A 24,044-nucleotide genomic window follows, 5' to 3' on the forward strand; every position below is an offset into this window, starting at 1 on the left:
AGCATTGAGGAGGCGCAGGAATTTGCCACGCAGTGGCTCTGGGCCTACAACAACGAACGTCCCAATATGGGCCCCGGCGGCGTAACGCCCGCACAGAAGCTGAAAAGGGCCGCGTGAATTCTACTGACGAGCCCCGTTAAAAACGGGGGGATTACCGAATTGCGAATGGTTTGCCGCGCTATTCGATGATCTGGTTGAGGCTGCGGATGACGCGTTCAGCAGCCGGTATTGCCTTCCATCCTCCAGCCGGTCGGCCATGGAAACCATGGAGCAGACCATATTCGGCGCATCTGGCACGGTCAGAGCATCGGGCTTGTCCCGCTTCAACCGCTTGCGCCGGCTTGATCCTGACGTTCAATTCAAGCTCACGATAAATGCGGTAAACGCGTTTATGGTTCCAGTAATGCCTCCGGACATTGCGCAGATAAAGGAAACACAGACCGAAGCCCCAGGTCTTCTTTGCCTGCGTCAGTCCGATCAGGAGATCGGCAATCTGCTCGTTCTCGTCATTCAGCCTGGCGCTGTAACGATAACATGTCTCACTGACCTCGAAGGTGCGGCAGGCAACCGCAACGCTCACCCCTCGCAACGCCAATGCTTTCCCGGCCATTTCTCGGCGTTGAGATGGCCGCGCCACTTTTTTCCAAGAGCCTCTTTGAGCAGTTCCGCCTGCATGCTCATCTCCGCATACATCTTCTTCAGGCGACGGTTGCTCCGCCGGGCAATTGATTCACTGGATCAATTGCTTTTCCGGCTTCGATCTTCCAGAGCCTTCATCTGGCTGATCATCGAGGCATCCATGCCGCCGTATTGGATCGCCATTTGTAGAATGACGCAGTGCTCATTCCATGTTCCCGGCATAACTCGGGTACAGGAACGCCGCCTTCCGCCTCGCGAAGGATGACAAGGATTTGCGGTTCGCTGAATCTGCTCGTCTTCATCAAAATCTCCTCGATCATATAGCCCGAGAAAATTCTACTTTTGAAGCCTGCTATTTGCCGGGGGATTACCAGTGCACTTTACCTTTGGCTGGCCGACATTATAAAAATTTCAGTCCATGTGTTGAATAGAAGCGAATAGCGCTTTCGATAAATCTGCGAATGTGCCAAATGCCTTTGCGCGAAGCGTGCCCGCCGGTATGTATCACCTTGACAGTGGGGACAAACGCAATCGGGGCAACCTTCCCACACCGGATCGATAAGTCAAAATCCTCAAAATACAAAAAATAGTTTGGATCGAATCCGCCCAGATTGTGGAGAGTTTTACTACGGAAAAACATGAAACAGCCGCTCACTATCGGAGGCCCCCAGAATACAGAATTTTGGGTTTCGGCGCGCATTTCGTAGTTACTAAGACGTTTCTGGAATAAATTGCGGATTAGTGCCGGGGCAAAGCCGCGTAGTAAGAGATCAACCACTGTTGGAAATCTCTTACATAAATACTGACGGCGTCCATCAGGCCAAGTTGCATATGGCGATAGTAGTGCGCAAGAAGGATTTTCTTCCATGAAATTGACAGCTAACTTCAACGAATCGGCTTCCATTTTGATGTCAGGGTTCAATATAAGATGATATCGCCCGGTTCGTTGGATTGCGCGATTATGTCCGCAGCCAAAACCTACATTGCCATGCCCTTGGAAGAGGGTGTAATTTAAGCTGCTTAGCTTGAATTCCAGCAGTTTGGAGACCGTATCCTCTGGTGAGTTGTCAACAATTGTTATGGCGAATGAGCCAGGGTCAAACCTAGAGAGGGCTTGAACAAGGCTTTCTAAGGTTGCACTGAGTTCAGCGATGTCTGGTTTGAAAGTTACAATCGAAACAGTCATAAGTAAGGAAGAATCGCTTTGATTGTGGCCGCTTACGTAATTAAGTTGGGTCATTATTTCGTTTGCATCACATTGTGTGTTTGGTTGCGGATAATCTAAAAGTTGAAGGCATTTTTACGTTAGAGAGAAGTTTCAGCTGGTGCTATAAAAATCATGAAAAGAGCGACCTAATATTCTTTATACGGTACAGCTATCTGATCGTCAGCAGAAACGTTAGTTGATACCATTCAAGGAAAATGATATGAAGGGAATTATTCTCGCGGGCGGCAGTGGTACAAGGCTGTACCCTCTCACAATCGCGGTTTCTAAGCAGATTCTCCCGATTTACGATAAGCCAATGATTTATTATCCACTGAGCGTGCTCATGCTCGCAGGGATTCAGGATATCTTAATCATTTCGACGCCACACGACCTGCCTCTCTTCCAGAAATTGCTCGGCCATGGCCGCGAATTCGGTGTGAATTTTTCATATGCCGAACAGGCTCATCCGAACGGTCTGGCCGAAGCTTTCATCATCGGTAGAGAGTTCATTGGTAACGACAGCGTGGCCATGATCCTTGGCGACAACATTTATTTTGGTGACGGTCTGTCGAACTTGTCGCAACTATCCTCTCAGCCAATGAAAGGCGGAACTGTTTTTGCGTATCGTGTGGATGATCCGCAGCGCTATGGCGTTGTGGAATTCGATAGCGAGACAGGTCAGGCAATCTCCATTGAGGAAAAGCCCGAAAAGCCGAAATCTCATTGGGCTGTTACCGGTCTCTATTTCTACGATAATCAGGTCGTCGATATTGCGCGTTCGATCAAGCCATCCGCGCGTGGTGAACTGGAGATTACTACGGTGAATAACGTTTATCTTGAGCGCGGAGAACTGAATGTTCAGCGTTTTGGACGAGGCTATGCTTGGCTGGATACGGGTACACACGATAGTCTTCACGAAGCGTCGTCTTTTGTTCAGACCATTGAAAAGCGTCAGGGTATAAAGATCGCCTGCCCAGAGGAAATAGGCCTTGATAAAGGTTGGTTGAGCAGTGAAGCGGTGCTTGAGCGCGCAGCCAAGCTTGGTAAAACCGAATATGCTGCATATCTTCGTCGCCGTGTTGCCGAGTTAGGAAAAGATTAATGCAAATTCGTCCTTTAGGTTTAAACGGTGTTTTTGAAATCTGCCCCCGTAAATTCGGTGATGACCGTGGGTTTTTCTCCGAGATTTATAATGCAAAGGCATTCACCGAAGCCGGTATTGACCTGAATTTCGTTCAGGACAACCATTCTTTTTCGGCTGCCAAGGGCGTTGTTCGTGGGCTTCATTATCAGTTGCCACCATTTGCGCAGGACAAGCTGGTTCGCGTTACGCGCGGCGCAATTCTGGATGTTGCTGTTGATATCCGCAAAAGCTCGCCAACTTTCGGAAAGTGGGTTGCGTTGGAAGTCTCGGCTGAAAAATGGAACCAGATTCTGGTGCCCAAGGGCTTCGCACACGGTTTCATGACACTCATTGAGAACACCGAGGTCATCTACAAGGTCACGAATTATTATTCTCCTGAGCATGACCGTTCGATCCGGTTTGATGATCCGGCCATTGGTATCGATTGGCCAACAGCATCTTCAGGCGTCCAGCTTTCCGATAAGGATCAGAAGGCCCCGCTTTTTGCTGATGCTGAAGTTTTTGCTTGAGGAAATTATATGAATATTCTTGTCACGGGTGGAGCAGGGTTCATTGGTTCGGCTGTCTGTCGCCATCTGGCTTCTGATCCCAAGATCAATGTCGTCAATCTCGACAAGCTGACCTATGCAGGCAACCTGGCATCTCTCCGCCAGATCGAAAACCATCCGAATTACAGCTTTCTGCAAGCCGATATTTGTGATGACACTGGTGTTCTGGAAGCTTTGCGCGCCAACGAAATCGATGTGGTTATGCATCTGGCGGCGGAAAGCCACGTTGACCGTTCCATCGACGGGCCTGCGGCTTTCATTGAAACCAATATCATAGGCACGTTCCGCTTGCTCAATGCTGCACTCGCTTATTGGCGCGAACTGGCGGAACCACGTAAGTCGAACTTCCGCTTTCATCACATTTCTACAGATGAAGTGTTCGGCGACCTGCCTTTCGACAGCGGTATTTTCACGGAAGAGACACCCTATAAGCCATCGTCTCCTTATTCGGCGTCAAAGGCTTCTTCGGATCATCTGGTGCGTGCCTGGCATGAAACCTATGGCCTGCCTGTGGTGCTTACTAACTGCTCGAACAATTATGGACCGTTCCATTTCCCGGAAAAGCTGATCCCGCTAGTCATTCTCAATGCGCTCGATGAAAAGCCATTGCCGGTTTATGGGGCAGGGGCGAATGTGCGCGATTGGCTCTATGTCGAGGATCATGCGCGTGCTCTGGCACTGGTTGCTACCACCGGCAAGCTGGGCGAAAGTTACAATATCGGCGGACGTGCAGAACGTACCAACCTGAGTGTCGTTGAAACGATCTGTGCTATCCTCGACAAGAAGCGGCCTCGCGCAAACGGCAAGAGCTACGCCGATTTGATCACCTTCGTGACTGATCGCCCCGGCCACGACCGCCGTTATGCGATTGACGCTTCGAAGATCGAGCGTGAACTGGGCTGGAAGCCGCAGGAGACCTTCGAGACGGGATTGGAAAAGACCATTCAATGGTATCTCGATAATGCATGGTGGTGGGAGCCGATCCGCAGCGGTACCTATGCTGGCGAGCGTCTGGGCAGCACGTCAGCAAAAGAGGCTAACGCATGAAAATTCTCATCACCGGACGGGAAGGGCAGGTTGTCCAAAGCCTTCTTGAGAAGGCATCTCAACGCCCCGATCTCGAGGTGATAGCGCTGGGTCGCCCGGAACTTGATCTGACAAAGCCGGATACAGTGCGTCGCGCCATGGAGGCAATCAAGCCCGACCTCGTTGTCTCCGCCGCCGCCTACACGGCGGTGGACTTAGCCGAGGATGAGCAGGAACTTGCCTTTATGGTGAATGCTATTGGCGCTGAAGCAGTAGCCGAAGCAGCAAAGGCCCGCGGTGTTCCCATCATCCACCTGTCGACGGATTATGTTTTTGCGGGCGACGCTGACGAACCATATGTTGAAACGGATGTCACCGGACCTTGCAGCGTCTATGGAAGCTCCAAGCTTGAAGGTGAGCGTCTGGTTGCGCAAGCCAATCCGCAACACATAATTTTGCGAACTGCGTGGGTCTATAGCCCCTTTGGCAAAAATTTCGTCAAGACGATGTTGAAGCTTGCTGAGACGCGTGATGCTCTTTCCGTGGTTTCCGACCAGTGGGGCAATCCAACGAGTGCGCTCAATATCGCTGACGCAATTATCCAGGTAGCGGATCATTTGGCGGCGACGCCGGGCTTTTCCGCTTATGGTGTTTATCATCTGGTCGGTACGGGTGACACGAACTGGAGCGGCTTCGCGCGCACCATATTCAGTGAAAGCGCCAAGCTCGGTGGACCAACCGCGACTGTCACCGATATTGCGACAGCCGATTATCCGACTAAGGCTGCCCGCCCTGCCAATTCTCGCCTGTCGACAGTCAAATTCCAGAAGATGTTCAACTGGTCTGCGCCGCATTGGCAGTCGTCGCTACGGGACGTTGTGGTCCGGCTTGTATAGTATTGTGAGTGACGATTTTTCCAACGCGGCATCGTTCAGTGATCGGTGTCGCGTTTTTCGTTTCTGGCGACAATAATTCGCACTGTTGCGTGCAGAACAGCAATTATTAACGCAGACGGCCTTAAGGATTTGAAATTGCCTGCCTATAAGGATTATGACCCACAATAAGGTGCATGTGATTGCACTATTGTAGGGATCATGGTTCTCAGGTTCACGTTATAAGATGACAAAACTTTTAAGCTGGGAGGCGCTTGCGGGCGTTGTTTCTTCGACATTGGAAAAGAACTGGCGGAAAGCATGAGCGGTACATCCCTAAAATTTGGCACAAGCGGTCTTAGGGGACTAGCGGATGAATTGAATGGTTTACCCGCTTATGCCTATTCTCTTGCTTTCGTTGAAATGCTGTTGGAAGCCGGAAAGCTACAGAGGGGCGGCAAGGTCTTCGTCGGTCGCGACCTTCGCCTGTCGAGCCCTGCCATTGCAGCACTTTGTATGGCGGCAATTGAGGATGCGGGATTTCAGCCGGTCGATTGCGGTGTTTTGCCAACTCCGGCGTTGAGCTATTATGCGATTTCGCAGCATGGTCCGAGCATAATGATCACTGGCAGCCATATTCCAGATGATCGTAATGGGCTTAAATTCTATCGCCAGAACGGCGAAATCGACAAGGACGATGAGAGCGCCATCAGCAGGGTTTACGCCGCCCTGCCTGAAAATCTCGCCTTTCGTCATCTGCACGACGCGCCCCTCAATAGCGATGCCGTCGACATCTATGTGAAGCGTTATGTTGAGTTTGTCGGGCGTGAATACCTTCGAGGCCTGCGTGTTGGGGTCTATCAGCATTCGTCTGTGGCGCGTGATCTCATCGTCCGTATTCTCGCTGAGTTGGGCGCCGAAGCCGTACCGCTCGGTCGATCCGATGTGTTCGTGCCTGTCGACACGGAGGCGCTGCGCTCCGAGGATATCGAACTTCTCCGCCAGTGGGCGCAGGAAAGCCGCTTCGACGCCATTGTTTCCACGGATGGGGATGCAGACCGCCCCTTGATCGCGGATGAAAAAGGACACTTCGTGCGGGGTGATCTTGTTGGGGCGATCACTGCCACCTGGCTTGGCATCAAAACGATCGTGACGCCGGTGACGTCCAATTCCGCTCTTGAGGAAAATTTTGAGCGTGTCATCAGAACACGCGTCGGCTCGCCTTATGTCATTGAAGGCATGGCGCAGGCCATCACTGAGGGCAGGTCGGTGGTTGTGGGGTTTGAGGCCAATGGTGGCGTGCTTCTTGGCAGCACGGTTGAAAAATCAGGCCATACGCTTTCAGCGCTTCCAACACGCGATGCGCTTCTGCCTATTCTGGCCTGCCTCTGCACGATTCAAGAAATGCAGAAACCTTTTTCGGAAATCGCGAAAAGCTATGGTTTCCGCGTGGCCCTGAGTGATCGCCTGACAGAAGTGTCGCAGGAAAAGAGCGCAGCTTTTCTTTCTGTCATTACGCAGGAAGATGCGCGCACTCAGCTTTTCCCTGTAAGCGATAGCGTTATCCGGCTTGAAACGATTGACGGCGTGAAACTCTTCTTCCATTCCGGTAATGCGATTCACTATCGCGCTTCTGGCAATGCACCGGAACTGCGATGCTATGTGGAAGCTTCAGAGGAGAGCCAGGCCGAGACGCTTCTGGAAACGGGACTTGCTGTCGCCCGCAACGCAACGAAGGACAACTGAGCAATGAGCTTTATTCCTGTCATTATCAGCGGCGGTTCCGGCTCCAGATTGTGGCCGCTTTCGCGCGATGCACACCCGAAACCATTCATCGAACTGCCCGACGGCAGCACGCTGATCGGCAAGACCTACAAGCGCGCGGCGCAGCTCGACGGTGTGAACCATATCCTCACCGTGACCAATCGCGACTTCCTTTTCCTGACACTTGATGCCTATGCCGATGCAAAGGCCCCCAAGGTCGACAACGCATTTTTGCTGGAGCCAATCGGACGCGATACGGCGCCTGCGGTTGCTGTTGCGGCTTTGCATGCCGCGGCGACTTACGGCCCGGATGCGACATTGCTTGTCATGCCAGCCGACCACCTGATCGAGGATGAAGCCGCTTTTGCCGAAGCTGTTTCAAAGGCCCGCGAGATAGCTGAGACCGGTCGCATCGTCACTTTCGGCATTGTGCCCGATCACCCGGAAACCGGTTTTGGTTATATTGAAACCGACGGCAGGGATGTGTTGCGCTTTGTCGAAAAGCCCGATGTCGAGACGGCGCAGACCTACGTCGAAAGTGGTCGGTATTTCTGGAATTCCGGCATGTTCTGTTTCACGGCGGGAACCATGCTTGCGGCGATGCAGCATTTTGCGCCGGAAATATTCAGTGCAGTGCGGGCGTCGCTTGAACATGCCCGGCGCGGCGTAAACGGTGAAACCAAGACCATCGAAATCGCAAAGGACGATTTTGCGGCTGCTCCTGCAATTTCCATCGATTACGCGATTATGGAAAAGGCCGAGAACATTGCCTGTATTCCAGTTTCCTGTGGCTGGTCCGATATTGGTTCCTGGGCCGCGATGGCGGATCTCATCACACCGGATGACAACGGTAATCGTCTGCGCGGCGAAACGGTGATCGAAGACACGACCGACAGCTTCGTCTTGTCCGAAACCCGGTTGGTCAGCCTGGTCGGCGTCCGCGATCTTCTTGTCGTGGACACGCCTGATGCGCTGCTCGTAGCCCATCGCGACAAGGCGCAGGAGGTGCGCAAGGTCTTCAATAAGCTGCGCGCGAACGGCCATGAAGCAGCCAAGCTCCACCGTACCGCCCATCGTCCTTGGGGCACTTATACGGTGCTTGAGGAAGGGGACGGCTTCAAGATCAAGCGGATCGAAGTGAAACCGGGGCGTCGCCTGAGCTTGCAGGCGCATCACCACCGTTCCGAACACTGGATTGTTGTTTCCGGTACCGCGAAAGTCACCAATGGTGATCGCGAGATTCTACTGACGACCAACCAGTCCACCTACATTCCCTGTGGCTTCCGTCACCGCTTGGAGAATCCGGGCATCCTGCCGCTCGTACTCATCGAGGTGCAAAGCGGCGAATATCTGGGTGAAGACGACATCGTGCGTTTCGATGACGTCTATGGCCGCACATAATAATAGGGCGTTCAGACGCTAACGCACGCGCCCTGAAAATGCTCAATCGCCGCACAGACTTAACCAAAACTCGATGAGTTTGGCTCAACGAGTTTTGGCATAAGGCAGCCTGGCGACTGGCGAGACTATGTAGCGAGTCGGAGCTGGCCGAACTTAATCGGGAACCATTCGTCGTCTCGGATGTTTGCCTTAACATGGCCAGTAAGGAACAAGACCCGGCTACCGATCGGTTCGGTATGCCGCTAATCGACTTTCAAAGATTTGCTCTTTTCTTCGACGTGGACGGAACCCTCCTTGATATCGCCACCAATCCAGATCGCGTTATCGTTCCCGACGGGTTGCAAAAATCACTTTCGTCCATTTCTGCGCGGCTGTCCGGCGCGATGGCGCTGGTTACAGGGCGGGCAATTGCGTTCATAGAGGAGCGCTTTCCCGATTATCATGGCCCGATAGCCGCGCTGCACGGTGCCGAGTTCCGGCACGCATCCGGGTTGGTTGAACTGATCGAACCAGATGAGCAATTTCTGACTGCAAAGGATTTTCTGCACCAGACTGCGCTGGGGGTCAGCGGTTTTCTTGCCGAAGATAAGGGAAGCGCTGTTGCACTTCACTATCGTGCTGCACCTGAAAAAGCCGATCTGGCCCATGACCTCGTCAGCAAGGCATTGAAGCTTGCCGGACCGGAATGGGTCGTGCAGTCGGGCAAGATGGTTTTCGAGCTGCGCCCGGCGATCAGCGACAAGGGCGCGGCGTTGCGCCGTTTCATGAAGGACGTACCGTTCGCGGGCAGGACGCCGTTGGCGTTCGGTGACGATCTGACGGATTTATCGATGCTCGAAGCCGCGGACGAACTTGGTGGCACGGCTGTCGTGGTCGGTCGTGCAATCGACCGTCCGGGGGTTACACAGCTGGCCAACCCGGAAGAACTTCGCCTCTGGCTATCCCGCATCTCCGATGATGAACAGGTAACGCAATGAAAGGATTTGATGCATGGGTCGGCTGATCGTGGTCTCCAATCGTGTTCCGTTGCCCGACGAACAAGGCAAGGCCCCCGCGGGCGGATTGGCAGTAGCATTGCAGGCAGCACTCAGCGAACGCGGTGGCATATGGCTTGGTTGGTCCGGCAAGACCCTTCCAAATCGTCAGGCGCAGGAACTGGCGATCCGCGATGTGGGGCCTATTCGCTATGCGCTGCTCGATCTCCACAAGAAGGATATCGATGAGTATTATGCAGGCTTTGCTAATCGCATGCTATGGCCGCTCTGTCATTATCGCCTTGACCTGATCGATTACACCCGCAAGGACATGGCGGGATACTTCCGGGTTAATCGTTTGTTCGCAAAGCATCTTCTGCCGATGATCGAGCCGGATGATGTGCTTTGGATTCACGACTATCATCTTATTCCTCTGGCAGCCGAACTGCGAAATCTTGGTGTCACGAACCGCATCGGCTTTTTTCTGCACATTCCCTGGCCGCCCGCCGACATTCTGTTCACCCTGCCGGTGCATGAGACGATCATGCGCGGCCTGGCATCGTACGATGTGGTGGGCTTTCAGACAGAGAACGATGTCGATAACTTCATTGGCTGCCTGCGGCGTGAAAAGATCGGCAAGCCGCTCGATGATGCCGGCTTGTTTGAAGCGTTCGGACATCAGTTTCGTGCCGAGCGCTTCGGCATTGGTATTGAGACGGCTTCCTTCGCGGAGATAGCTGAGAAGGCGCAGCGTCATTCAACCGTAAAGCGCATGCGTGAAAGCATGCTGGATCGTGATCTTATCATCGGCGTGGACCGGCTCGATTACTCCAAGGGTATTACCAATCGCATGGAGTCTTTCGAGCACTTTCTGAGGGTCGATCCTGGCAATCGCGGCAAGGTCACCTTTCTGCAGGTCACACCGAAATCCCGCTCCGAAGTACCGGAGTACAAGGACATGCAGCGCGCGGTGGCAGAATTGGCCGGTCGGGTGAACGGCGCAAACGCTACAGTCGACTGGACGCCGATACGCTACATCAACCGTTCGTTGAACCGTGAGGTGCTGGCAGGGCTTTATCGGCTGGCGGCTGTTGGGCTGGTCACGCCGCTGCGTGACGGGATGAACCTGGTCGCCAAGGAATATGTTGCTGCACAGAACCCCGAAAATCCCGGCGTTCTGGTGCTGTCCCGTTTTGCGGGCGCCGCGCAGGAACTCAATGGCGCACTTCTGGTCAATCCCTATGATACTGAGGCGATGGCCCATGCCATGGCTCGCGCGCTCGCCATGCCGCTGGTGGAACGCAAGGAACGATTTGAAAACATGATGGGTTTTCTGAACACACACGATGTCCATCGCTGGTGCGACGATTTCCTGAACCGTCTCTTCCCGCCTGATGGTACGGCTAAAACTTAAGGATGCCAGCTTTGGCGGCCTCTTCCGCGAGATGGATTGTGTAGGAAAAAGCGGCGGGAGAGGTCGCAAGCAGAGGCGCACCAATCAGCCTGGCATCTTTGGGCGAGATACCAAAGCGGGCCTTGAACGCTTTGGTGAATTGTGTGCCGTCATGAAAGCCGCACCGATAGGCGATTTCCTTGAATGACACGGGTTTGCCGCGCTGGCTTACGAGAATACGATAGGCGTTATCCAGTCGCTTGTCGCGGATAACCTTGGCGACGCCACCGTCCGTTTCAAATGCGCGGTAGAGATGCGAGCGGGAAACGCGGAAATTCTGTATGATCGAATGTGGCCCGAGCAGCGGATTGGCCAGATTCTCGTCAATATAGGCAAGGATGCGCTTGCGCATCGGTAGGTTGATCGGAAGGCTTTCCACCATGCCGCCTTCTCCACCCGCGATGCTGGCGCCAAGCAGGGACATCATCGCTTCTTGCGCGGAATGGGTCTCGGTCGCGTTCAATTCTCCGCTGACCGACTGGAGCCCTCGGAGATAATCGAAGAGAAGGCGCGTGATGGGACTGCTTGCACGCATCACCAGACCATGCAGATTGCGCCAACCCACGATCTTTTCCAGTTCGTCGCGGGGGATAATCACGGTGATGCGCGAGCCGCCGGATGCGTGGCTTTCAACGGTTTGTGTCAGATCAATGATGACGATGTCGCCCTTTTTTGCTTCGACATTGACACCGTTGAAATCTCCGCGCAGATCACCGCCAGTGATAAGCTGCAGGATATACTGGTTTAGCCCACCTTGGGCGATGAGCTTCGGGGCACGTGAATAGGTTTGTGAATTGAACGAGGTGGTGCCAATCTGGATAGAACCGATGGAACGTGCGACAATTGATCCTGAGAACTGGTAATCATTGTCTTCGTCTGTGATCTCATACATGGGTTTGAGAACAGCACGCCAGAATTCATTGCGCAGCTTGTCCTCTATCATGTCGGTCGAAATTGTAGTCTCTTTATTCATTTCTAACCGTTTAGCCGATGGTCATGGCGGTTGATACCAGAATGATTATGCATGAAAAATCAATAATATGTTAGCTAATTTTTCTTTCGCCAATAAATTTCGGTTGCACTCTTATGGTCTGTAATTCGATTTGTCGATACGGTCTTAGGCGTTGGGAGTATGTTCCATTCGCGCAAGGATTTACTTATATAAACATGAGTGACTTATATCTATACTGTAGCTGCGATTGACGGGCTCAAAGCCTCAACTGCGGCGACGGTATCAACGCGTCGGCTCGTCCTGTCTATGCGGTGCGTTTTACCCTATGACAGGACGAACGCGCCCGACGAGGTTCCAACTGATATCTACGTTATGTGAAAAAGTGTTTTGATATGAGACTGTTTTTTGCCGCTTTGGCATTTGCCCTGATCAGCTACACAAGTGTTGCGACAGCCGCCGGATTGAACGGTACCCTTGGGACCGAGTGTCGACGCATTGCAATTCAGGGGACGGGGTCTTCCGACACAGCGGTGAGGCCGTCTTGGGCTATGCCCTTGAGAAATTCACCGTCAGTTCCCGCCAGCCAAAGGTCGCAGCGCGCCATTATCTATCCGCAGGCAGTGCCGTCGCCGCAGCTTTATCGTTACGACTGCACGCCAATGCCCGCAGAACCGAATACGGTTCCGCGGGCCGATTTCAGCGGTCAGTAAGGACTGTCGACCTTGCCCATCTCCACGTAGACGGTCTTGATCTGGCTGTAATGAGCGAGTGCGGCAATGCCGTTTTCGCGCCCGATGCCGGATTGCTTGTAACCACCGAAAGGCACTTCTACCGGCGTCAGGTTGTAAGCATTGATCCAGCATGTGCCGGCTTTGATTTGGCCAATCACACGATGGCCACGTGCGATGTCTGCCGTAAACACGCCCGCCGCCAGGCCGAATTCTGTATTGTTGGCGCGCGCAATCACTTCATCTTCATCGGAAAATTCCAGAACGCTCATTACTGGCCCGAAGATTTCCTCGCGGGCGATGGTCATGTCGTCGTTTACATCCGTGAAGATGGTCGGCTCGATAAAGAAGCCTTTATCGAAGCCTTGTAGTTTCGGAACTCGACCGCCATAGGCGAGTGTCGCACCTTCAGCTTTTCCCTTTTCGATATAGGACAGCACCTTGTCGCGCTGGGCGCTGTTAACGAGCGGACCCATCTGGGTCGCTTCATCCAGCGGGTCGCCAATACGGATTTTCCGCGTGCGTTCGAGCAGCCGTTCTACAAAGCGCTTGTGCACGTTCTTATGAACAAAGACGCGGGTTCCGTTCGAGCAGACCTGCCCGGTCGAATAGAAGTTGCCGAGCATTGCGCCCCCAATGGCGCTTTCAAGATCGGCATCATCGAACACAATAATCGGGGATTTACCGCCAAGCTCCATAGTGACATGCTTCAGGTGCTCACCGGCCTGCGCCATGATGCGCTTGCCGGTCGGGACCGAGCCAGTAAGGGACACCTTGGCCGTCAGACGATGATTGACGAGCGCGGCACCGACGTCGCCGAAACCCTGCACGACGTTGAACAAGCCGTCGGGGAGTCCCGCTTCTTTATAGGCCTCGGCTAAAGCCAATGCCGAAAGCGGCGTGTTTTCGGAGGGCTTGAAAATGAAGGCATTACCCATGGCGAGCGCAGGAGCGGACTTCCACGCAGCGATCTGGATTGGATAATTCCAAGCGCCGATTCCAATACAGATGCCAAGCGCTTCGCGGCGCGTGTAGGCGAACGAGCCGCCGAGTTCCACGAACTCGCCGTTGAAGCCGGAAATGATGCCGCCAAAAAACTCCAGAGCATCTGCTGCCGAAGCGGCATCTGCCACCAGCGTTTCCTGAAGCGCCTTGCCGGTGTCGAGTGTTTCAAGCTTCGACAGCTTCTTGTTCTTCTCGCGCAGGATTTCCGCTGTGCGGCGCAGGATGCGCCCGCGTTCAACAGGTTTCAGCGCAGCCCAGTCGCCTTGCGCTTTCAGCGCGGCCGCATAAGCCGCTTCGATCACATCCGGCGTGGCCGAATAGAGCCGGGCAATTTCCTCTCCGGTTGCGGGATAGATGACCGGTAAAGGCTTACCTGCCTTGTCCTCCAAGAATGCGCCGCCGATGAAATGCGAGGCTTTGGGTTGTGCTTTCATTGTGTGTTCCTTGTGTCAGGTAATAAGGCGGCATGCTTCTATGCGCGGGGAACACATATTGCCCTACTGCCTTAACGCGCTGTAGCCCTGACCGCCTCAGCGGTCTGATACTTGCCACCGCGGATTGATCCACGGCTCCTGATTGGAGCGCGCGAGTGGCGTGCGGCCGAGAATATGATCGGATGCCTTTTCGCCAACCATGATCGATGGGCCATTGAGATTGCCGTTGGTAATGCGCGGGAAGATGGACGAATCCGCAACGCGCAACGCTTCAACACCGATAACCCGACATTCAGCATCCACCACCGCCATTGGATCGTCAACCGCACCCATTTTGCACGTGCCGCACGGATGGAAGGCGCTTTCGACATGTTCTTTGATGAAATTGTCGATTTCATCGTCGCTCTGAACGTGCGCGCCAGGCTGGATTTCCGCTCCCCGATAGGGATCGAATGCCGCCTGTCCGAAGATTTCACGGGTCAGGCGTACACAATGCCGGAAGTCAGCCCAGTCGTCTTCATGCGACATGTAGTTGAACTTGATGACAGGCTTTTCACGCGGGTTGGCCGAGCGAAGTGTCACGCTGCCGCGCGATTTCGACCGCATCGGCCCGACATGGGCCTGAAAGCCGTGCGATTGTGCCGCTGCCTTTCCGTCATAGCGGATGGCTACGGGCAGAAAGTGATACTGTATATCGGGATATTCCACACCGGCCTTGGATCGCACGAAGGCGGCGGATTCAAAATGGTTGGTCGCGCCGTGGCCGGACTTGAAGAACAACCATTCCGCCCCGATCATCGCCTTGGAGAACAGGTTCAGCTTGGAGTAGAGCGTGATCGGTTGTGTGCATTCCTGCTGGATATAAACTTCCAGATGGTCCTGCAGGTTCTGGCCGACCCCGGGGCGGTCGGCGACCACTTCAATTCCATGTTCCTTGAGCTGTGCTGCCGGTCCTATACCCGAAAGCATCAGCAGCTTCGGAGAATTGATTGAAGAAGCGGCGATGATGACCTCGCGCCGTGCGCGGATGGTCGAGAAGGTGCGCCCTGCCTCGATTTCCACGCCGACGGCACGTTTTCCTTCAAGCACGATCTTGCGTGCCAGGCCTTTGACCAGTTTGACGTTCGGGCGCTTGAGCGCCGGCTTGAGATAGGCGTTGGCCGCAGACCAGCGACGCCCATTATGGATCGTCTGCTCCATCGGGCCGAAGCCTTCCTGTTTCTCGCCATTATAGTCTTCGGTCACTTCAAAGCCGGCTTCGCGGCCTGCGTCGACAAAGGCATGGAACAGCGGATTGTCGCGCTTGCCGCGCCGGACATAAAGCGGGCCGCTGGTGCCGCGCCAGCCTTCCTGGCCGCCGCGCGAATTTTCCATGCGCTTGAAGTAGGGCAGCACATCGGCATAAGCCCAGCCCCGGGCGCCGCTTTCCGACCAATGGTCGTAGTCGCGGGCATGGCCGCGCACATAGACCATGCCGTTGATGGAGGACGATCCGCCCAGCACCTTGCCGCGGGGCGTCACAAGGCTACGCCCGCCAATATGCGGTTCCGGTTCAGTAGAAAAGCCCCAGTCATAGGTTTCCATATTCATGGGGAAGGAGAGGGCGGCTGGCATCTGGATCAAAGGGCCAACGTCTGGAACGCCATATTCAATGACGATCACCGAATAGCGACCGTCTTCCGACAGGCGATAGGCCATGGCCGATCCGGCGGAGCCAGAGCCGATGATGATGAAGTCCGCTTCCATACTCATTTTTCCCCCGAAGCCTGTCTTGAAAGCTGAACTGCGATGTAATCCTCCACCAGTGCAATTGCCGAGGCTGCATCCGGTGCATCCGCACCGAGCGCGTGACGTATATAAAGACCGTCAATCATGGCACCCGCGCCCTCGGCGATGCGGCTGGCCCGTTCGCGCGTGGTCAGATGTTCAAGCGCAAAAACGAGATTCGAATGCAAGCGGCGCGCATAGATGCGCAGAAGCCGACGCGTGTCCTCCGATTGCTGTGCATGCACATAGAAGGTTAGCCAGGCGGCAACGGTTTCCGGTGCGAACTGCGATGCGGAAAAATTGACCGCGATGATGGCCGCGATACGTTCCCTCGGCGTCTCAGCCTTACCGATGGCGGCGTTGAGATCCTGTCCCAGTTCACGCAGTAGATGCCGCATGGTGGCGAGAATGAGCTTATCCTTGCCGCCGAAATAGTGATGCGCCAGCGCAGGCGAAACGCCCGCCTCATGCGCAATCTGCGCGACGGTCACGTCCAGCGAACCGCGCTGGCCGATAGTGCGAATGGCGGCGTCGATCAGCTCGCGTCGCCGCAAAGGCTCCATCCCGATCTTGGGCATGATTGTGGTCCGTTCTTAGCTTATTTACTGGTTAGTCTAACGTTGATTGACTCATCAATCAATAAAAACCGGGCATGCAAATCTTGCATTTGCCATCGTCAGAGGGGAAGGCGGCTATGACACGGAGGCTTGTCGGGAAGGTGCCAACTGCTTACATTCAGACGATGAGCAGAGCCTTCACCAAAGAACAGGACGACGCGCCGACCGATCTCGGTGAGCGTCCGGTTAGTCCACATCGCAATCTCGTCACGCCGGCAGGTCTGAAGAGGATAGAGGACGAAATCGCCCGGCTTCAGCGCGAGCTGGCAGATGCCAATGTCGCGGGTGAGCGTTCGGCGATTGCGCGTATCTCGCGTGATCTGCGCTACTGGACGGCGCGGCGCGAAAATGCCGAGCTTTCGGTTCCGGCCCCCGACAGTGATGTCGTGCGTTTCGGCATGACGGTGGAACTGGAAAATCTGGATGACGGCAAGGTTCGCCGCTGGACCATCGTGGGCGAGGACGAGGCCGACCCATCACACGGCAAGATTTCCCATGTAGCGCCCGTTGCCATTCTGTTATTCGGCAAGCCGGTTGGCGATGTCGTGAAAATCAATAATGTCGAATGGGAAATCGTGTCGCTGAAGATTGTCTAATCTTCTGTCACCACCGTATGGTCACGGAAAAGCGCTGCGGCGCCGGTTTCATCGATTTCGCCGGAAGCAATGCCCATCGTGAAACTGTAAAGCAATCCATCGTCTGCGGTCAGTGCATGGCCGTTGCGGCTTCCATCTGCTGCTCGAAGCTGTCGTCCACTGGCTCCAGCAAGAAGCTCTTTTGTGTCTCAATGAGCTGCAGTTTGGCTCCGGTCTGCAAGTTTTATCGTTCCAGCGCTTCCTTTGGGATGATCACGCCTTCGGAATTGCCGATCTTGCGCAAGGTGGACATCCATGGCTGTTCTCCTAGTTATACGCGTGATATCACGTGGAGCACCTGTGTTGTCACCACAAGCTACAGCCAGCCTTTGCGGCGGAAATAATAGAGCGGCAGCAGGGCAGAAGCGATCATCAGGCCAAGCGCCATCGGATAGCCCCAGGGTGAATGCAGCTCCGGCATGAAGGAAAAGTTCATGCCATAGATGGAAGCCACGAGCGTTGGCGGCATGAAACCAACTGCCGCTACAGAGAAAATCTTGATAATGGCGTTCTGTTCAACCGAAATCAGCCCGACGATCGTATCGAGCAGAAACGTGACCTTGTTGGACAGGAAATCCACATAGGCGGTCAGGGATTGCGTGTCGCGCTCCAGCGACTTGATCCAGCTGCGCGTTTCCTTCTTGCCAGCTGCGGGATTGCTGGTGGCCGACAGATAGACCAGCATACGGCTGATACCGGCCAGACTTTCTCGCATGCGCGAGAGGAAAGTTCCCTGCCCGCCAATCTGGGTCAGTATGTGCCGAAAATCCTCCGTCGTCATCGGGCGGGCTTTCGGCTGGCGGCGATAGATGGAGTGCGAGGCCGCATCGATCTTGCCTGCTACACCTTCCAGAATATCCGCAAGCCGGTTTGTCGTCGCTTCGGTGATACCGAGCATGATCGACAGGCCCGAACATTTGGGCGATATCAACCCGTTGCCGGGCTTGGTCGAGCGAAGGATATAGGTGCTGAACGATTTCGGATTGGCATAACGCACCGTTATCAGCCGCGAGCCGTGCAAGATGAAGGTGACCGGAGCAAGCTCCCGATGGTCGAGATCGACCGCGTGCAGGATTGGGACTGTGAGATATTGCGCGCCAGTTTCCGTATAGAAGCGGCTCGATTCCTCGATCTCCGTCATGTCTTCGCGTGTCGGGATTGAGATACCCATCCATGCCTCGACAATACTGTCTTCATTGACGCCGGGAGCGAACAGATCGATCCAGATCACATGCTCGGGCAACGGAGTGCCGGGCTCGACTTCCACTTGTTCGAGATGATCTCCGGAAAGGCTGTAAAGTGTGATCATACTGGCACCTGAAGTCTAGCCCGGATTTCGGGCGGCTGGATTATGGGGCACTTTGCGCGAAAATTGTTAACGGAATGCGGCAATGGTTACCAGTCTTAACGGCCAACGGTCAGCTTCGTTCATGACTGTTGACAGCTCCATTACGCAAGTCTAATTCATCAAGTCATCAGATGAATTTGGTAGCGCTATGAAGGCAATATCCCGCAAGACATTGACGGATTCGGCCACGCAGGCATTGCGTGTGGAAATCACTTCGGGCCGCTGGGCGATAGGCGACCAGTTGCCGAATGAGGCGGCGCTTTCTGCAACGCTGGATGTCAGCCGCGGCACGGTGCGCGAAGCCGTGCGGGCGCTGGTGGCGCAAGGAATGCTGGAAACCCGGCAGGGTTCAGGGACTTACGTGCGCTCCACTGCCGACACGGCGCGCAGCCTTGACCGTATTCGCCATACCAGTCTGCGCGACCGCTTTGAAACCCGGGCAGTTCTGGAAACGGAAGCGGCACGGCTTGCCGCGTTGCGCATCACGTCCAAGGGGATTGTGCATCTGGAGAAGATGCTGGCACAGCGGTGCAATCGTGATGAAATCGACCGGGCAACTTTTGTCGCTCGAGACTTTGCTTTTCACGAGGCCATCGTTGCGGCCTCGGGCAACAGCGCATTGATCGAGGTCTATGCCTTTTTCTCTGCTTCCATCCGCGAATCCATAGAAGCCACGCTCGACGGTGAACTGCCTGAGCCAAGTCATGAAGCACACCGCCAGATCGTCGAAGCCATCGCCACGGGTGATCCCGACAAGGCCAGCGCAACGGTTCGGTATTTCATGGCGCCACTGATTGAAGAACTTGAAAGGTTGCTGGCATCATGAGCCACACGAATACAGCTCTGCCGAACGCGGCAGAAAGCGAGGCGATATTGCAGGCTGAGGCGCTGGTCGATGCGGAGGCTGACAGCATTCCGCCGCCGCCTGTCCAGCAATTGCCAAGCAAGGCGATGCGCATTTTGCTGGGATTGAGTCTCGTGCTCATCGCCGCCAATCTGCGACCTGTATTTTCCAGCGTTTCCGTGCTTCTGCCGGAAATTATCGATGCTACCGGCATGTCTTCCGTTGCGGCCGGTATTCTGACCACATTGCCGGTTGTCTGTCTTGGCGTCTTCGCGCCATTCGCGCCACGGCTGGCGCAGCGCTTTGGCGCGGAACGTGTCCTGCTTTTCGTGCTGGCGGTGCTGACTGTCGGCACTGCCATGCGCGGCTTCGGTTCGTTCTATTCGCTCTATATTGGCGCAGCATTGGCCGGTGCCGCCATTGCTACGGGTAATGTGCTGCTTCCGGGCGTCGTCAAGCGCGACTTTCCAAAAACAGCCGCCATCATGACCGGTCTTTATACGATGGCCCTATGTGGCGGCGCTGCGTCCGCAGCCGGTTTCACCATCCCGATCAAAGGGGTGCTCGGCGGTTCCTGGAATCTCGCTCTGGCATTCTGGGCTGTCCCCGCGGCAGTCGTTCTTTTGTTGTGGCTGCCGCAGGCCATGCGTGCCAAACACAATGTGGCGCATTCGGGTTTCAAGGTGATCGGTCTGTGGAAAGACAAGCTGGCCTGGCAGGTAACACTGTTCATGGGGCTGCAGTCTTCCACCGCCTATATCGTTTTCGGATGGCTGGCGCCGATCCTGCGCGAACAGGGCCTGAGCCCGGCGGCGGCAGGTGGTCTGGTTTCCTTCTCAATCTTGGCACAGGTCATCACCTGTCTCGCGGTGCCTTCCATTGCCACCCGCCAGAAAAACCAGAGCCTACTCAATGTCGTTCTCTGTGCCTGTGCGGCCTTACCATTGATTGGCTTTCTGTATCTGCCGCTATGGACCTATTGGGGTCTGGCGATCGTTCAGGGCATCGGGCAGGGCGGTCTTATTGCCGCCGCGATGATGGTGATCGTGCTGCGCGCGCCGGATTCACACACGGCAGCGCATCTGTCCGGCATGGCGCAATGCGTCGGTTATACGCTGGCTGCGATCGGTCCCCTCATCGTAGGACTGATCCACAGTGCAACGGGCAGCTTCACCGCCTGTGGCCTTTTCTTCGCCGCGCTGGGGGTGGGGGCCGCTACCGCCGGATGGGGAGCAGGGCGCGCGCAGCATGTGGGCGTGCAGGTGATACAACAATGAAGGCAACAAAAAACCCGGCAAAGCCGGGTTTTTCTTCATAGCGATATGAAAGGCATCAAGCCTTTTCGTACAGCTCTTCGACGAATTCCCAATTGATGAGATTGTCGACGAAGGCTTCAAGATACTTCGGACGCAGATTGCGATAATCGACATAGTAGGAGTGTTCCCACACATCGACGCCGAGGATCGGCGTTGCGCCATGAACCAGTGGATTTTCGCCGTTCGGGGTCTTGGAAATTTCAAGCTTGCCGTCCTTGACCGACAGCCAGGCCCAGCCCGAACCGAACTGGCCGACACCGGCAGCAATGAAATCTTCGCGGAATTTGTCGTAGCCGCCAAGATCGGACTCGATTGCCTTTTCAAGCTTGCCCGGCAGCTTCTTGCCGCCGCCGCCCTTCTTCATCCACTTCCAGAACAGGATGTGGTTGTAGTGCTGGCCGGCATTGTTGAAGAGGCCCTGGTTTTTGCCGTAGCTTTCCTTGACGATTTCTTCCAGGCTTTTGCCTTCGAGGCCGGAGCCTTCGAGCAGCTTGTTGCCGTTGGTGACATAGGCCTGATGGTGCTTGTCGTGATGAAGCTCAAGCGTCTCGCGCGACATGAACGGCGCAAGGGCGTCATAGTCATACGGCAGGGCGGGCAGTTCGAAAGCCATTGGAAACTCTCCTCTTTTCTTTCAGCTTATATGGGCAGCTTGCGGCGGGCCGAGCAAATGCTGCCTTAAAACTTGCGTGCGCAATCTACATAGGCCGCATCTGTGCGGGCGGCAATGGCGCGAATGAGCAAATCAGCTTCGAGACAATGAATTATTATTGAAATCACAGTAGGATGCGCAAAGACGATTTTTCCACACTGCGGCATGTGTCGCACTTAAAGGGAGGCAATGGTGTCCTACAGTTCTTATGTCTTCGATGCCTATGGCACATTGTTTGATGTCCATTCGGCGGTGCGGCGACATGCGGACAAAGCCGGGCCGGACGGGCGGGCATTCTCCGAACTGTGGCGTGCAAAACAGCTCGAATATTCCTGGGTCCTCAGTCTCATGGGCGCCTACAGCGATTTCTGGAAGTTGACCGAGGATTCGCTGGATTTCGCATTCGCGCGCTACCCTTCCGTCGATCCGGCACTGCGCAATGACCTGCTTGACGCCTACTGGAAGCTCGATTGCTACCCGGAGGTACCTGCCGCCCTTAAAAGCTTGAAAGAGAAGGGCGCACGGCTTGCAATTCTTTCCAACGGTTCGCCCGCAATGCTGGAATCTGCTGTCCGTTCGGCGGCGCTCGACGTCCTGCTGGATGATGTGATCTCGGTCGATGAAGTCAGGAAATACAAGACCGCCCCGGCTGTCTACGAACTCATCACCATGCAATGGCGGCTTTATCCGTCCGCAATCTCGTTCCAGTCCTCGAATCGCTGGGATGTGGCGGGCGCGGTACGCTTCGGTATGCGTGGGGTTTGGATCAATCGGACCAACCAGCCCGACGAGTACAAGCAGTTCGCACCGGCGCTCATTTTGCCAAGCCTCCAACTGCTTGATTGAGTTCTCACTAAAATTTGAACGCTGCTGTTTTAGTGTGGGCGGGGTTCCTTACCCAAAATTGTGTCGTGGCTGCAACACGAGCCATGCTGGTGGGCTTTCGCCACTTTTAGGCCGCATTGCGAACGGGTGCACGCCACATTTTTCGGGCGTTTTCCACGCAACAAAACACCGGAAAAAGCCGTCTGAGGCGGTTTCGGCTGCTCACCGCGCATCTGCCACAATTGGCCGGGTCGCAATTCGTTAACCCTGAATGTGTATCTGTAACTCCTCCCGTCACTAAACTGGTTTTCATATGCAAACGACCCTTACCCGCCGTTCCTTTCTGACGGCAATGACAGCAACAGCGGCCGCCGGTCTGGCCGGTTGCGCTCAGTTGGGGCAGAGTGTTCCAATCATTGATGTGGATCAGTCGGGCAATCCGATTAACCGCACTCCGCAGGCCAATGTCGATTCTTCCTATGGCGGCTGGGCGCAAATGTATGCTGCCGTCGAAGATGGCGGCTTCCAGCTTCCTGCAATCCCGATCCAGAAGATGGACAAGCGCTATCTGCGGCAGGTGGTGCAGGACCCGACCGGAGAAATGCCCGGTACGCTGGTCATCGATACGGCCAACCGGTTCTGCTATCTCGTCCTCGAGAACGGACAGGCGATGCGCTACGGCGTCGGCATCGGCCGCGAAGGCTTCGCATGGTCGGGCCGTGCTGTGATCCAGTACAAGCGCCAGTGGCCGCGCTGGACTCCGCCGGACGAAATGATCGCCCGCCAGCCGGAACTCACGCCTTATAGCGCCAAGAACGGCGGCATGGCTCCGGGCCTCAAGAATCCGCTCGGCGCCCGCGCGCTCTATATTTTCCAGGACGGCAAGGACACGCTGTACCGCCTGCACGGCAATCCAGAGTGGTGGTCCATCGGCAAGGCGGTCTCTTCAGGCTGCGTGCGCTTCCTGAATCAGGACATCATCGATCTCTATGATCGCGTGCCTGCAAAGTCGCCAATTCTCGTGATGTAATAGCGATTGCTTGAATGACAGAGTGCAAAAGCCCTGGATAGCGAGCTATCCAGGGCTTTTCTATTGCACCATTCTGTGGCTTGCCGCCGCCTTGAAAATCAGTCAGTTTCCGCATGAAAATCATCGGAACAAAGGGAGGGAAGTCGTGTCCGAAGAAAAAGCTGCCAAGGAAGTCGTGAAGGGCCCGGCATCCTATTTTCCGTCCATCGAGAAAAAGTACGGACAGCCCGTCCAGCATTGGCTTTCGCTGATCGAGCAGCGAAAGGGCGACAAGCATATGGAAATCGTCAATTGGCTGAAATCGGAATTCGAGATGGGGCACGGCCACGCCAATACCCTTGTGGCCTACGCCCTCGCCAAATCGGCGACTAGCTAACACCATGCATCGGCGCGAACATTAGCCGCGAGCGTGGGTGGAAATGGGAGCATTTCGTCCACGCAAATAAACAAGGACGTCAATGCGCTGTGTATCTGGATCCCAGTCGTTGAAGAATTTCAGATCGTAAACTTTGCTGGCTGCAGGTTCCAAAAAATAGTCTGGGCGCCACGGGGTGGAATCATCGAAAATAGCTTCTTGTAAAACACCTCTTCGAAAAAACGCTTTCCTTACGGTGGTTTGCACGTCAATCCGGCTTATCGTTGCAGGAATTTCACCCTTATTCGTGATTTCGATTGTTATAATTCGATCTGATGAAGATTTATTTTTCCTGTTTCGTGTTGGCGGTATAATTTTTACCACCAACACGGGACCCTTTCTAAAATAGACCCAAACTCCAGCGATGGAGCCGACTGTCGCTAAAAATGCCGTCCATAGAGTTGCGTAGTCAACGACAGTCAACTCGCTCATTGAGTTTGTCCCTGTT

At 54.9% G+C, this 24,044-nt stretch carries 22 protein-coding genes and 3 pseudogenes; 15 read left to right on the forward strand and 10 right to left on the reverse strand.

The window, feature by feature from the left end; genetic code table 11:
* Positions 1-117, forward strand: a pseudogene (locus tag FJQ48_RS12860) (IS3 family transposase); the annotation flags it as partial.
* A 64-nt stretch (positions 118-181) separates the two neighbouring features.
* Here FJQ48_RS12860 and FJQ48_RS12865 read toward each other — a convergent pair.
* Positions 182-941 (reverse strand): annotated as a pseudogene (locus FJQ48_RS12865) (transposase); the annotation flags it as partial.
* A gap of 98 nt (positions 942-1,039) precedes the next feature.
* Positions 1,040-1,879: a glycosyltransferase family 2 protein gene (locus FJQ48_RS12870; RefSeq protein WP_139975430.1), complete on the reverse strand. Its 840-nt coding sequence runs from the start codon at positions 1,877-1,879 to the stop codon at positions 1,040-1,042.
* A gap of 187 nt (positions 1,880-2,066) precedes the next feature.
* Between FJQ48_RS12870 and rfbA the strand changes: the two genes are divergently transcribed.
* From rfbA to otsA, 8 genes are all read left to right on the forward strand, one after another.
* Positions 2,067-2,948 (forward strand): glucose-1-phosphate thymidylyltransferase RfbA, encoded by an 882-nt coding sequence (gene rfbA, locus FJQ48_RS12875; protein WP_139975431.1) that lies wholly within the window; start codon positions 2,067-2,069, stop codon positions 2,946-2,948.
* Entirely contained in the window at positions 2,948-3,499 is a 552-nt protein-coding gene (gene rfbC / locus FJQ48_RS12880; RefSeq protein ID WP_139975432.1) for a dTDP-4-dehydrorhamnose 3,5-epimerase, read from the forward strand. The genes rfbA and rfbC overlap by 1 nt, the downstream gene beginning before the upstream one ends.
* A gap of 9 nt (positions 3,500-3,508) precedes the next feature.
* A complete protein-coding gene (gene rfbB, locus FJQ48_RS12885) occupies positions 3,509-4,585 on the forward strand; it encodes a dTDP-glucose 4,6-dehydratase (protein WP_139975433.1) in 1,077 nt (358 codons plus the stop codon).
* Positions 4,582-5,460: a dTDP-4-dehydrorhamnose reductase gene (gene rfbD / locus FJQ48_RS12890; RefSeq protein WP_139975434.1), complete on the forward strand. Its 879-nt coding sequence runs from the start codon at positions 4,582-4,584 to the stop codon at positions 5,458-5,460. The genes rfbB and rfbD overlap by 4 nt, the downstream gene beginning before the upstream one ends.
* A 297-nt stretch (positions 5,461-5,757) precedes the next feature.
* Complete coding sequence (locus FJQ48_RS12895; RefSeq protein WP_139975435.1) at positions 5,758-7,182, forward strand: phosphomannomutase; 1,425 nt, start codon at positions 5,758-5,760, stop codon at positions 7,180-7,182.
* A gap of 3 nt (positions 7,183-7,185) precedes the next feature.
* Positions 7,186-8,601 (forward strand): mannose-1-phosphate guanylyltransferase/mannose-6-phosphate isomerase, encoded by a 1,416-nt coding sequence (locus FJQ48_RS12900; protein ID WP_139975436.1) that lies wholly within the window; start codon positions 7,186-7,188, stop codon positions 8,599-8,601.
* A gap of 194 nt (positions 8,602-8,795) precedes the next feature.
* The gene (otsB, locus tag FJQ48_RS12905) at positions 8,796-9,578 is read left to right on the forward strand and encodes a trehalose-phosphatase (protein WP_139975437.1); all 783 of its coding nucleotides are present in this window, start codon (positions 8,796-8,798) and stop codon (positions 9,576-9,578) included.
* Between the two features lie 13 nt (positions 9,579-9,591).
* Positions 9,592-10,989 (forward strand): alpha,alpha-trehalose-phosphate synthase (UDP-forming), encoded by a 1,398-nt coding sequence (otsA, locus tag FJQ48_RS12910; RefSeq protein WP_139975438.1) that lies wholly within the window; start codon positions 9,592-9,594, stop codon positions 10,987-10,989.
* Here the strand turns inward: otsA and FJQ48_RS12915 are convergent.
* The 4 genes from FJQ48_RS12915 to betI all read right to left on the reverse strand — a co-directional run bounded on the left by FJQ48_RS12915 (position 10,979) and on the right by betI (position 16,492).
* Complete coding sequence (locus tag FJQ48_RS12915; RefSeq protein ID WP_139975439.1) at positions 10,979-12,001, reverse strand: helix-turn-helix domain-containing protein; 1,023 nt, start codon at positions 11,999-12,001, stop codon at positions 10,979-10,981. The genes otsA and FJQ48_RS12915 overlap by 11 nt on opposite strands.
* 682 nt (positions 12,002-12,683) lie before the next feature.
* Positions 12,684-14,147, reverse strand: a complete 1,464-nt coding sequence (betB, locus tag FJQ48_RS12920) for a betaine-aldehyde dehydrogenase (protein WP_139975440.1) — start codon at positions 14,145-14,147, stop codon at positions 12,684-12,686.
* 96 nt (positions 14,148-14,243) lie between these two features.
* Positions 14,244-15,893: a choline dehydrogenase gene (gene betA, locus FJQ48_RS12925; RefSeq protein ID WP_139976278.1), complete on the reverse strand. Its 1,650-nt coding sequence runs from the start codon at positions 15,891-15,893 to the stop codon at positions 14,244-14,246.
* Positions 15,894-15,895: 2 nt separating this feature from the next.
* On the reverse strand, positions 15,896-16,492 hold the full coding sequence (betI, locus tag FJQ48_RS12930; protein WP_139975441.1) for a transcriptional regulator BetI: 597 nt from the start codon (positions 16,490-16,492) through the stop codon (positions 15,896-15,898).
* A 164-nt stretch (positions 16,493-16,656) separates the two neighbouring features.
* Between betI and FJQ48_RS12935 the strand changes: the two genes are divergently transcribed.
* Positions 16,657-17,127, forward strand: coding sequence for a GreA/GreB family elongation factor (locus FJQ48_RS12935; protein ID WP_139976279.1), 471 nt, complete (start codon positions 16,657-16,659; stop codon positions 17,125-17,127).
* Between the two features lie 226 nt (positions 17,128-17,353).
* Here FJQ48_RS12935 and FJQ48_RS22760 read toward each other — a convergent pair.
* Both FJQ48_RS22760 and FJQ48_RS12950 read right to left on the reverse strand, forming a co-directional pair.
* A pseudogene (locus FJQ48_RS22760) lies at positions 17,354-17,419 on the reverse strand (AbrB family transcriptional regulator); the annotation flags it as partial.
* A gap of 63 nt (positions 17,420-17,482) precedes the next feature.
* Positions 17,483-18,475, reverse strand: a complete 993-nt coding sequence (locus FJQ48_RS12950; protein WP_139975442.1) for a magnesium transporter CorA family protein — start codon at positions 18,473-18,475, stop codon at positions 17,483-17,485.
* 187 nt (positions 18,476-18,662) lie between these two features.
* On the opposite strand from FJQ48_RS12950, the gene FJQ48_RS12955 reads away from it, so the two are divergent.
* Positions 18,663-19,340, forward strand: coding sequence for a FadR/GntR family transcriptional regulator (locus FJQ48_RS12955; RefSeq protein ID WP_139975443.1), 678 nt, complete (start codon positions 18,663-18,665; stop codon positions 19,338-19,340).
* On the forward strand, positions 19,337-20,635 hold the full coding sequence (locus tag FJQ48_RS12960) for a CynX/NimT family MFS transporter (RefSeq protein WP_139975444.1): 1,299 nt from the start codon (positions 19,337-19,339) through the stop codon (positions 20,633-20,635). The genes FJQ48_RS12955 and FJQ48_RS12960 overlap by 4 nt, the downstream gene beginning before the upstream one ends.
* 55 nt (positions 20,636-20,690) lie before the next feature.
* On the opposite strand, the gene FJQ48_RS12965 is transcribed toward FJQ48_RS12960, so the two are convergent.
* Positions 20,691-21,287 carry a superoxide dismutase gene (locus tag FJQ48_RS12965; RefSeq protein ID WP_139975445.1) on the reverse strand — a complete coding sequence of 199 codons (597 nt, stop codon included), beginning with the start codon at positions 21,285-21,287 and terminating at the stop codon, positions 20,691-20,693.
* 231 nt (positions 21,288-21,518) lie between these two features.
* Here FJQ48_RS12965 and FJQ48_RS12970 point away from each other — a divergent pair, with 231 nt between their 5' ends.
* The 3 genes from FJQ48_RS12970 to FJQ48_RS12980 all read left to right on the forward strand — a co-directional run bounded on the left by FJQ48_RS12970 (position 21,519) and on the right by FJQ48_RS12980 (position 23,557).
* Positions 21,519-22,172 (forward strand): haloacid dehalogenase type II, encoded by a 654-nt coding sequence (locus tag FJQ48_RS12970; protein ID WP_139975446.1) that lies wholly within the window; start codon positions 21,519-21,521, stop codon positions 22,170-22,172.
* A gap of 292 nt (positions 22,173-22,464) precedes the next feature.
* On the forward strand, positions 22,465-23,181 hold the full coding sequence (locus FJQ48_RS12975; RefSeq protein WP_139975447.1) for a L,D-transpeptidase: 717 nt from the start codon (positions 22,465-22,467) through the stop codon (positions 23,179-23,181).
* A 145-nt stretch (positions 23,182-23,326) separates the two neighbouring features.
* Positions 23,327-23,557, forward strand: coding sequence for a DUF4287 domain-containing protein (locus FJQ48_RS12980; RefSeq protein WP_139975448.1), 231 nt, complete (start codon positions 23,327-23,329; stop codon positions 23,555-23,557).
* A 21-nt stretch (positions 23,558-23,578) separates the two neighbouring features.
* Here the strand turns inward: FJQ48_RS12980 and FJQ48_RS12985 are convergent, their stop codons facing one another.
* The gene (locus FJQ48_RS12985; RefSeq protein ID WP_139975449.1) at positions 23,579-24,028 is read right to left on the reverse strand and encodes a hypothetical protein; all 450 of its coding nucleotides are present in this window, start codon (positions 24,026-24,028) and stop codon (positions 23,579-23,581) included.
* Positions 24,029-24,044: the final 16 nt, after the last annotated feature.

Origin of the sequence: Ochrobactrum sp. CGA5 (assembly GCF_006345815.1) — a bacterium.
GTDB lineage: Bacteria > Pseudomonadota > Alphaproteobacteria > Rhizobiales > Rhizobiaceae > Brucella.

Excerpts from the sequence above, each read along its gene's own strand:
- FJQ48_RS12870 (WP_139975430.1), bottom strand. The coding sequence starts at position 1,879 with ATGACCCAACTTAATTACGTAAGCGGCCACAATCAAAGCGATTCTTCC.
- rfbA (WP_139975431.1), top strand. The coding sequence starts at position 2,067 with ATGAAGGGAATTATTCTCGCGGGCGGCAGTGGTACAAGGCTGTACCCT.
- rfbC (WP_139975432.1), top strand. The coding sequence starts at position 2,948 with ATGCAAATTCGTCCTTTAGGTTTAAACGGTGTTTTTGAAATCTGCCCC.
- rfbB (WP_139975433.1), top strand. The coding sequence starts at position 3,509 with ATGAATATTCTTGTCACGGGTGGAGCAGGGTTCATTGGTTCGGCTGTC.
- rfbD (WP_139975434.1), top strand. The coding sequence starts at position 4,582 with ATGAAAATTCTCATCACCGGACGGGAAGGGCAGGTTGTCCAAAGCCTT.
- FJQ48_RS12895 (WP_139975435.1), top strand. The coding sequence starts at position 5,758 with ATGAGCGGTACATCCCTAAAATTTGGCACAAGCGGTCTTAGGGGACTA.
- FJQ48_RS12900 (WP_139975436.1), top strand. The coding sequence starts at position 7,186 with ATGAGCTTTATTCCTGTCATTATCAGCGGCGGTTCCGGCTCCAGATTG.
- otsB (WP_139975437.1), top strand. The coding sequence starts at position 8,796 with ATGGCCAGTAAGGAACAAGACCCGGCTACCGATCGGTTCGGTATGCCG.
- otsA (WP_139975438.1), top strand. The coding sequence starts at position 9,592 with ATGGGTCGGCTGATCGTGGTCTCCAATCGTGTTCCGTTGCCCGACGAA.
- FJQ48_RS12915 (WP_139975439.1), bottom strand. The coding sequence starts at position 12,001 with ATGAATAAAGAGACTACAATTTCGACCGACATGATAGAGGACAAGCTG.
- betB (WP_139975440.1), bottom strand. The coding sequence starts at position 14,147 with ATGAAAGCACAACCCAAAGCCTCGCATTTCATCGGCGGCGCATTCTTG.
- betA (WP_139976278.1), bottom strand. The coding sequence starts at position 15,893 with ATGGAAGCGGACTTCATCATCATCGGCTCTGGCTCCGCCGGATCGGCC.
- betI (WP_139975441.1), bottom strand. The coding sequence starts at position 16,492 with ATGCCCAAGATCGGGATGGAGCCTTTGCGGCGACGCGAGCTGATCGAC.
- FJQ48_RS12935 (WP_139976279.1), top strand. The coding sequence starts at position 16,657 with ATGAGCAGAGCCTTCACCAAAGAACAGGACGACGCGCCGACCGATCTC.
- FJQ48_RS12950 (WP_139975442.1), bottom strand. The coding sequence starts at position 18,475 with ATGATCACACTTTACAGCCTTTCCGGAGATCATCTCGAACAAGTGGAA.
- FJQ48_RS12955 (WP_139975443.1), top strand. The coding sequence starts at position 18,663 with ATGAAGGCAATATCCCGCAAGACATTGACGGATTCGGCCACGCAGGCA.
- FJQ48_RS12960 (WP_139975444.1), top strand. The coding sequence starts at position 19,337 with ATGAGCCACACGAATACAGCTCTGCCGAACGCGGCAGAAAGCGAGGCG.
- FJQ48_RS12965 (WP_139975445.1), bottom strand. The coding sequence starts at position 21,287 with ATGGCTTTCGAACTGCCCGCCCTGCCGTATGACTATGACGCCCTTGCG.
- FJQ48_RS12975 (WP_139975447.1), top strand. The coding sequence starts at position 22,465 with ATGCAAACGACCCTTACCCGCCGTTCCTTTCTGACGGCAATGACAGCA.
- FJQ48_RS12985 (WP_139975449.1), bottom strand. The coding sequence starts at position 24,028 with ATGAGCGAGTTGACTGTCGTTGACTACGCAACTCTATGGACGGCATTT.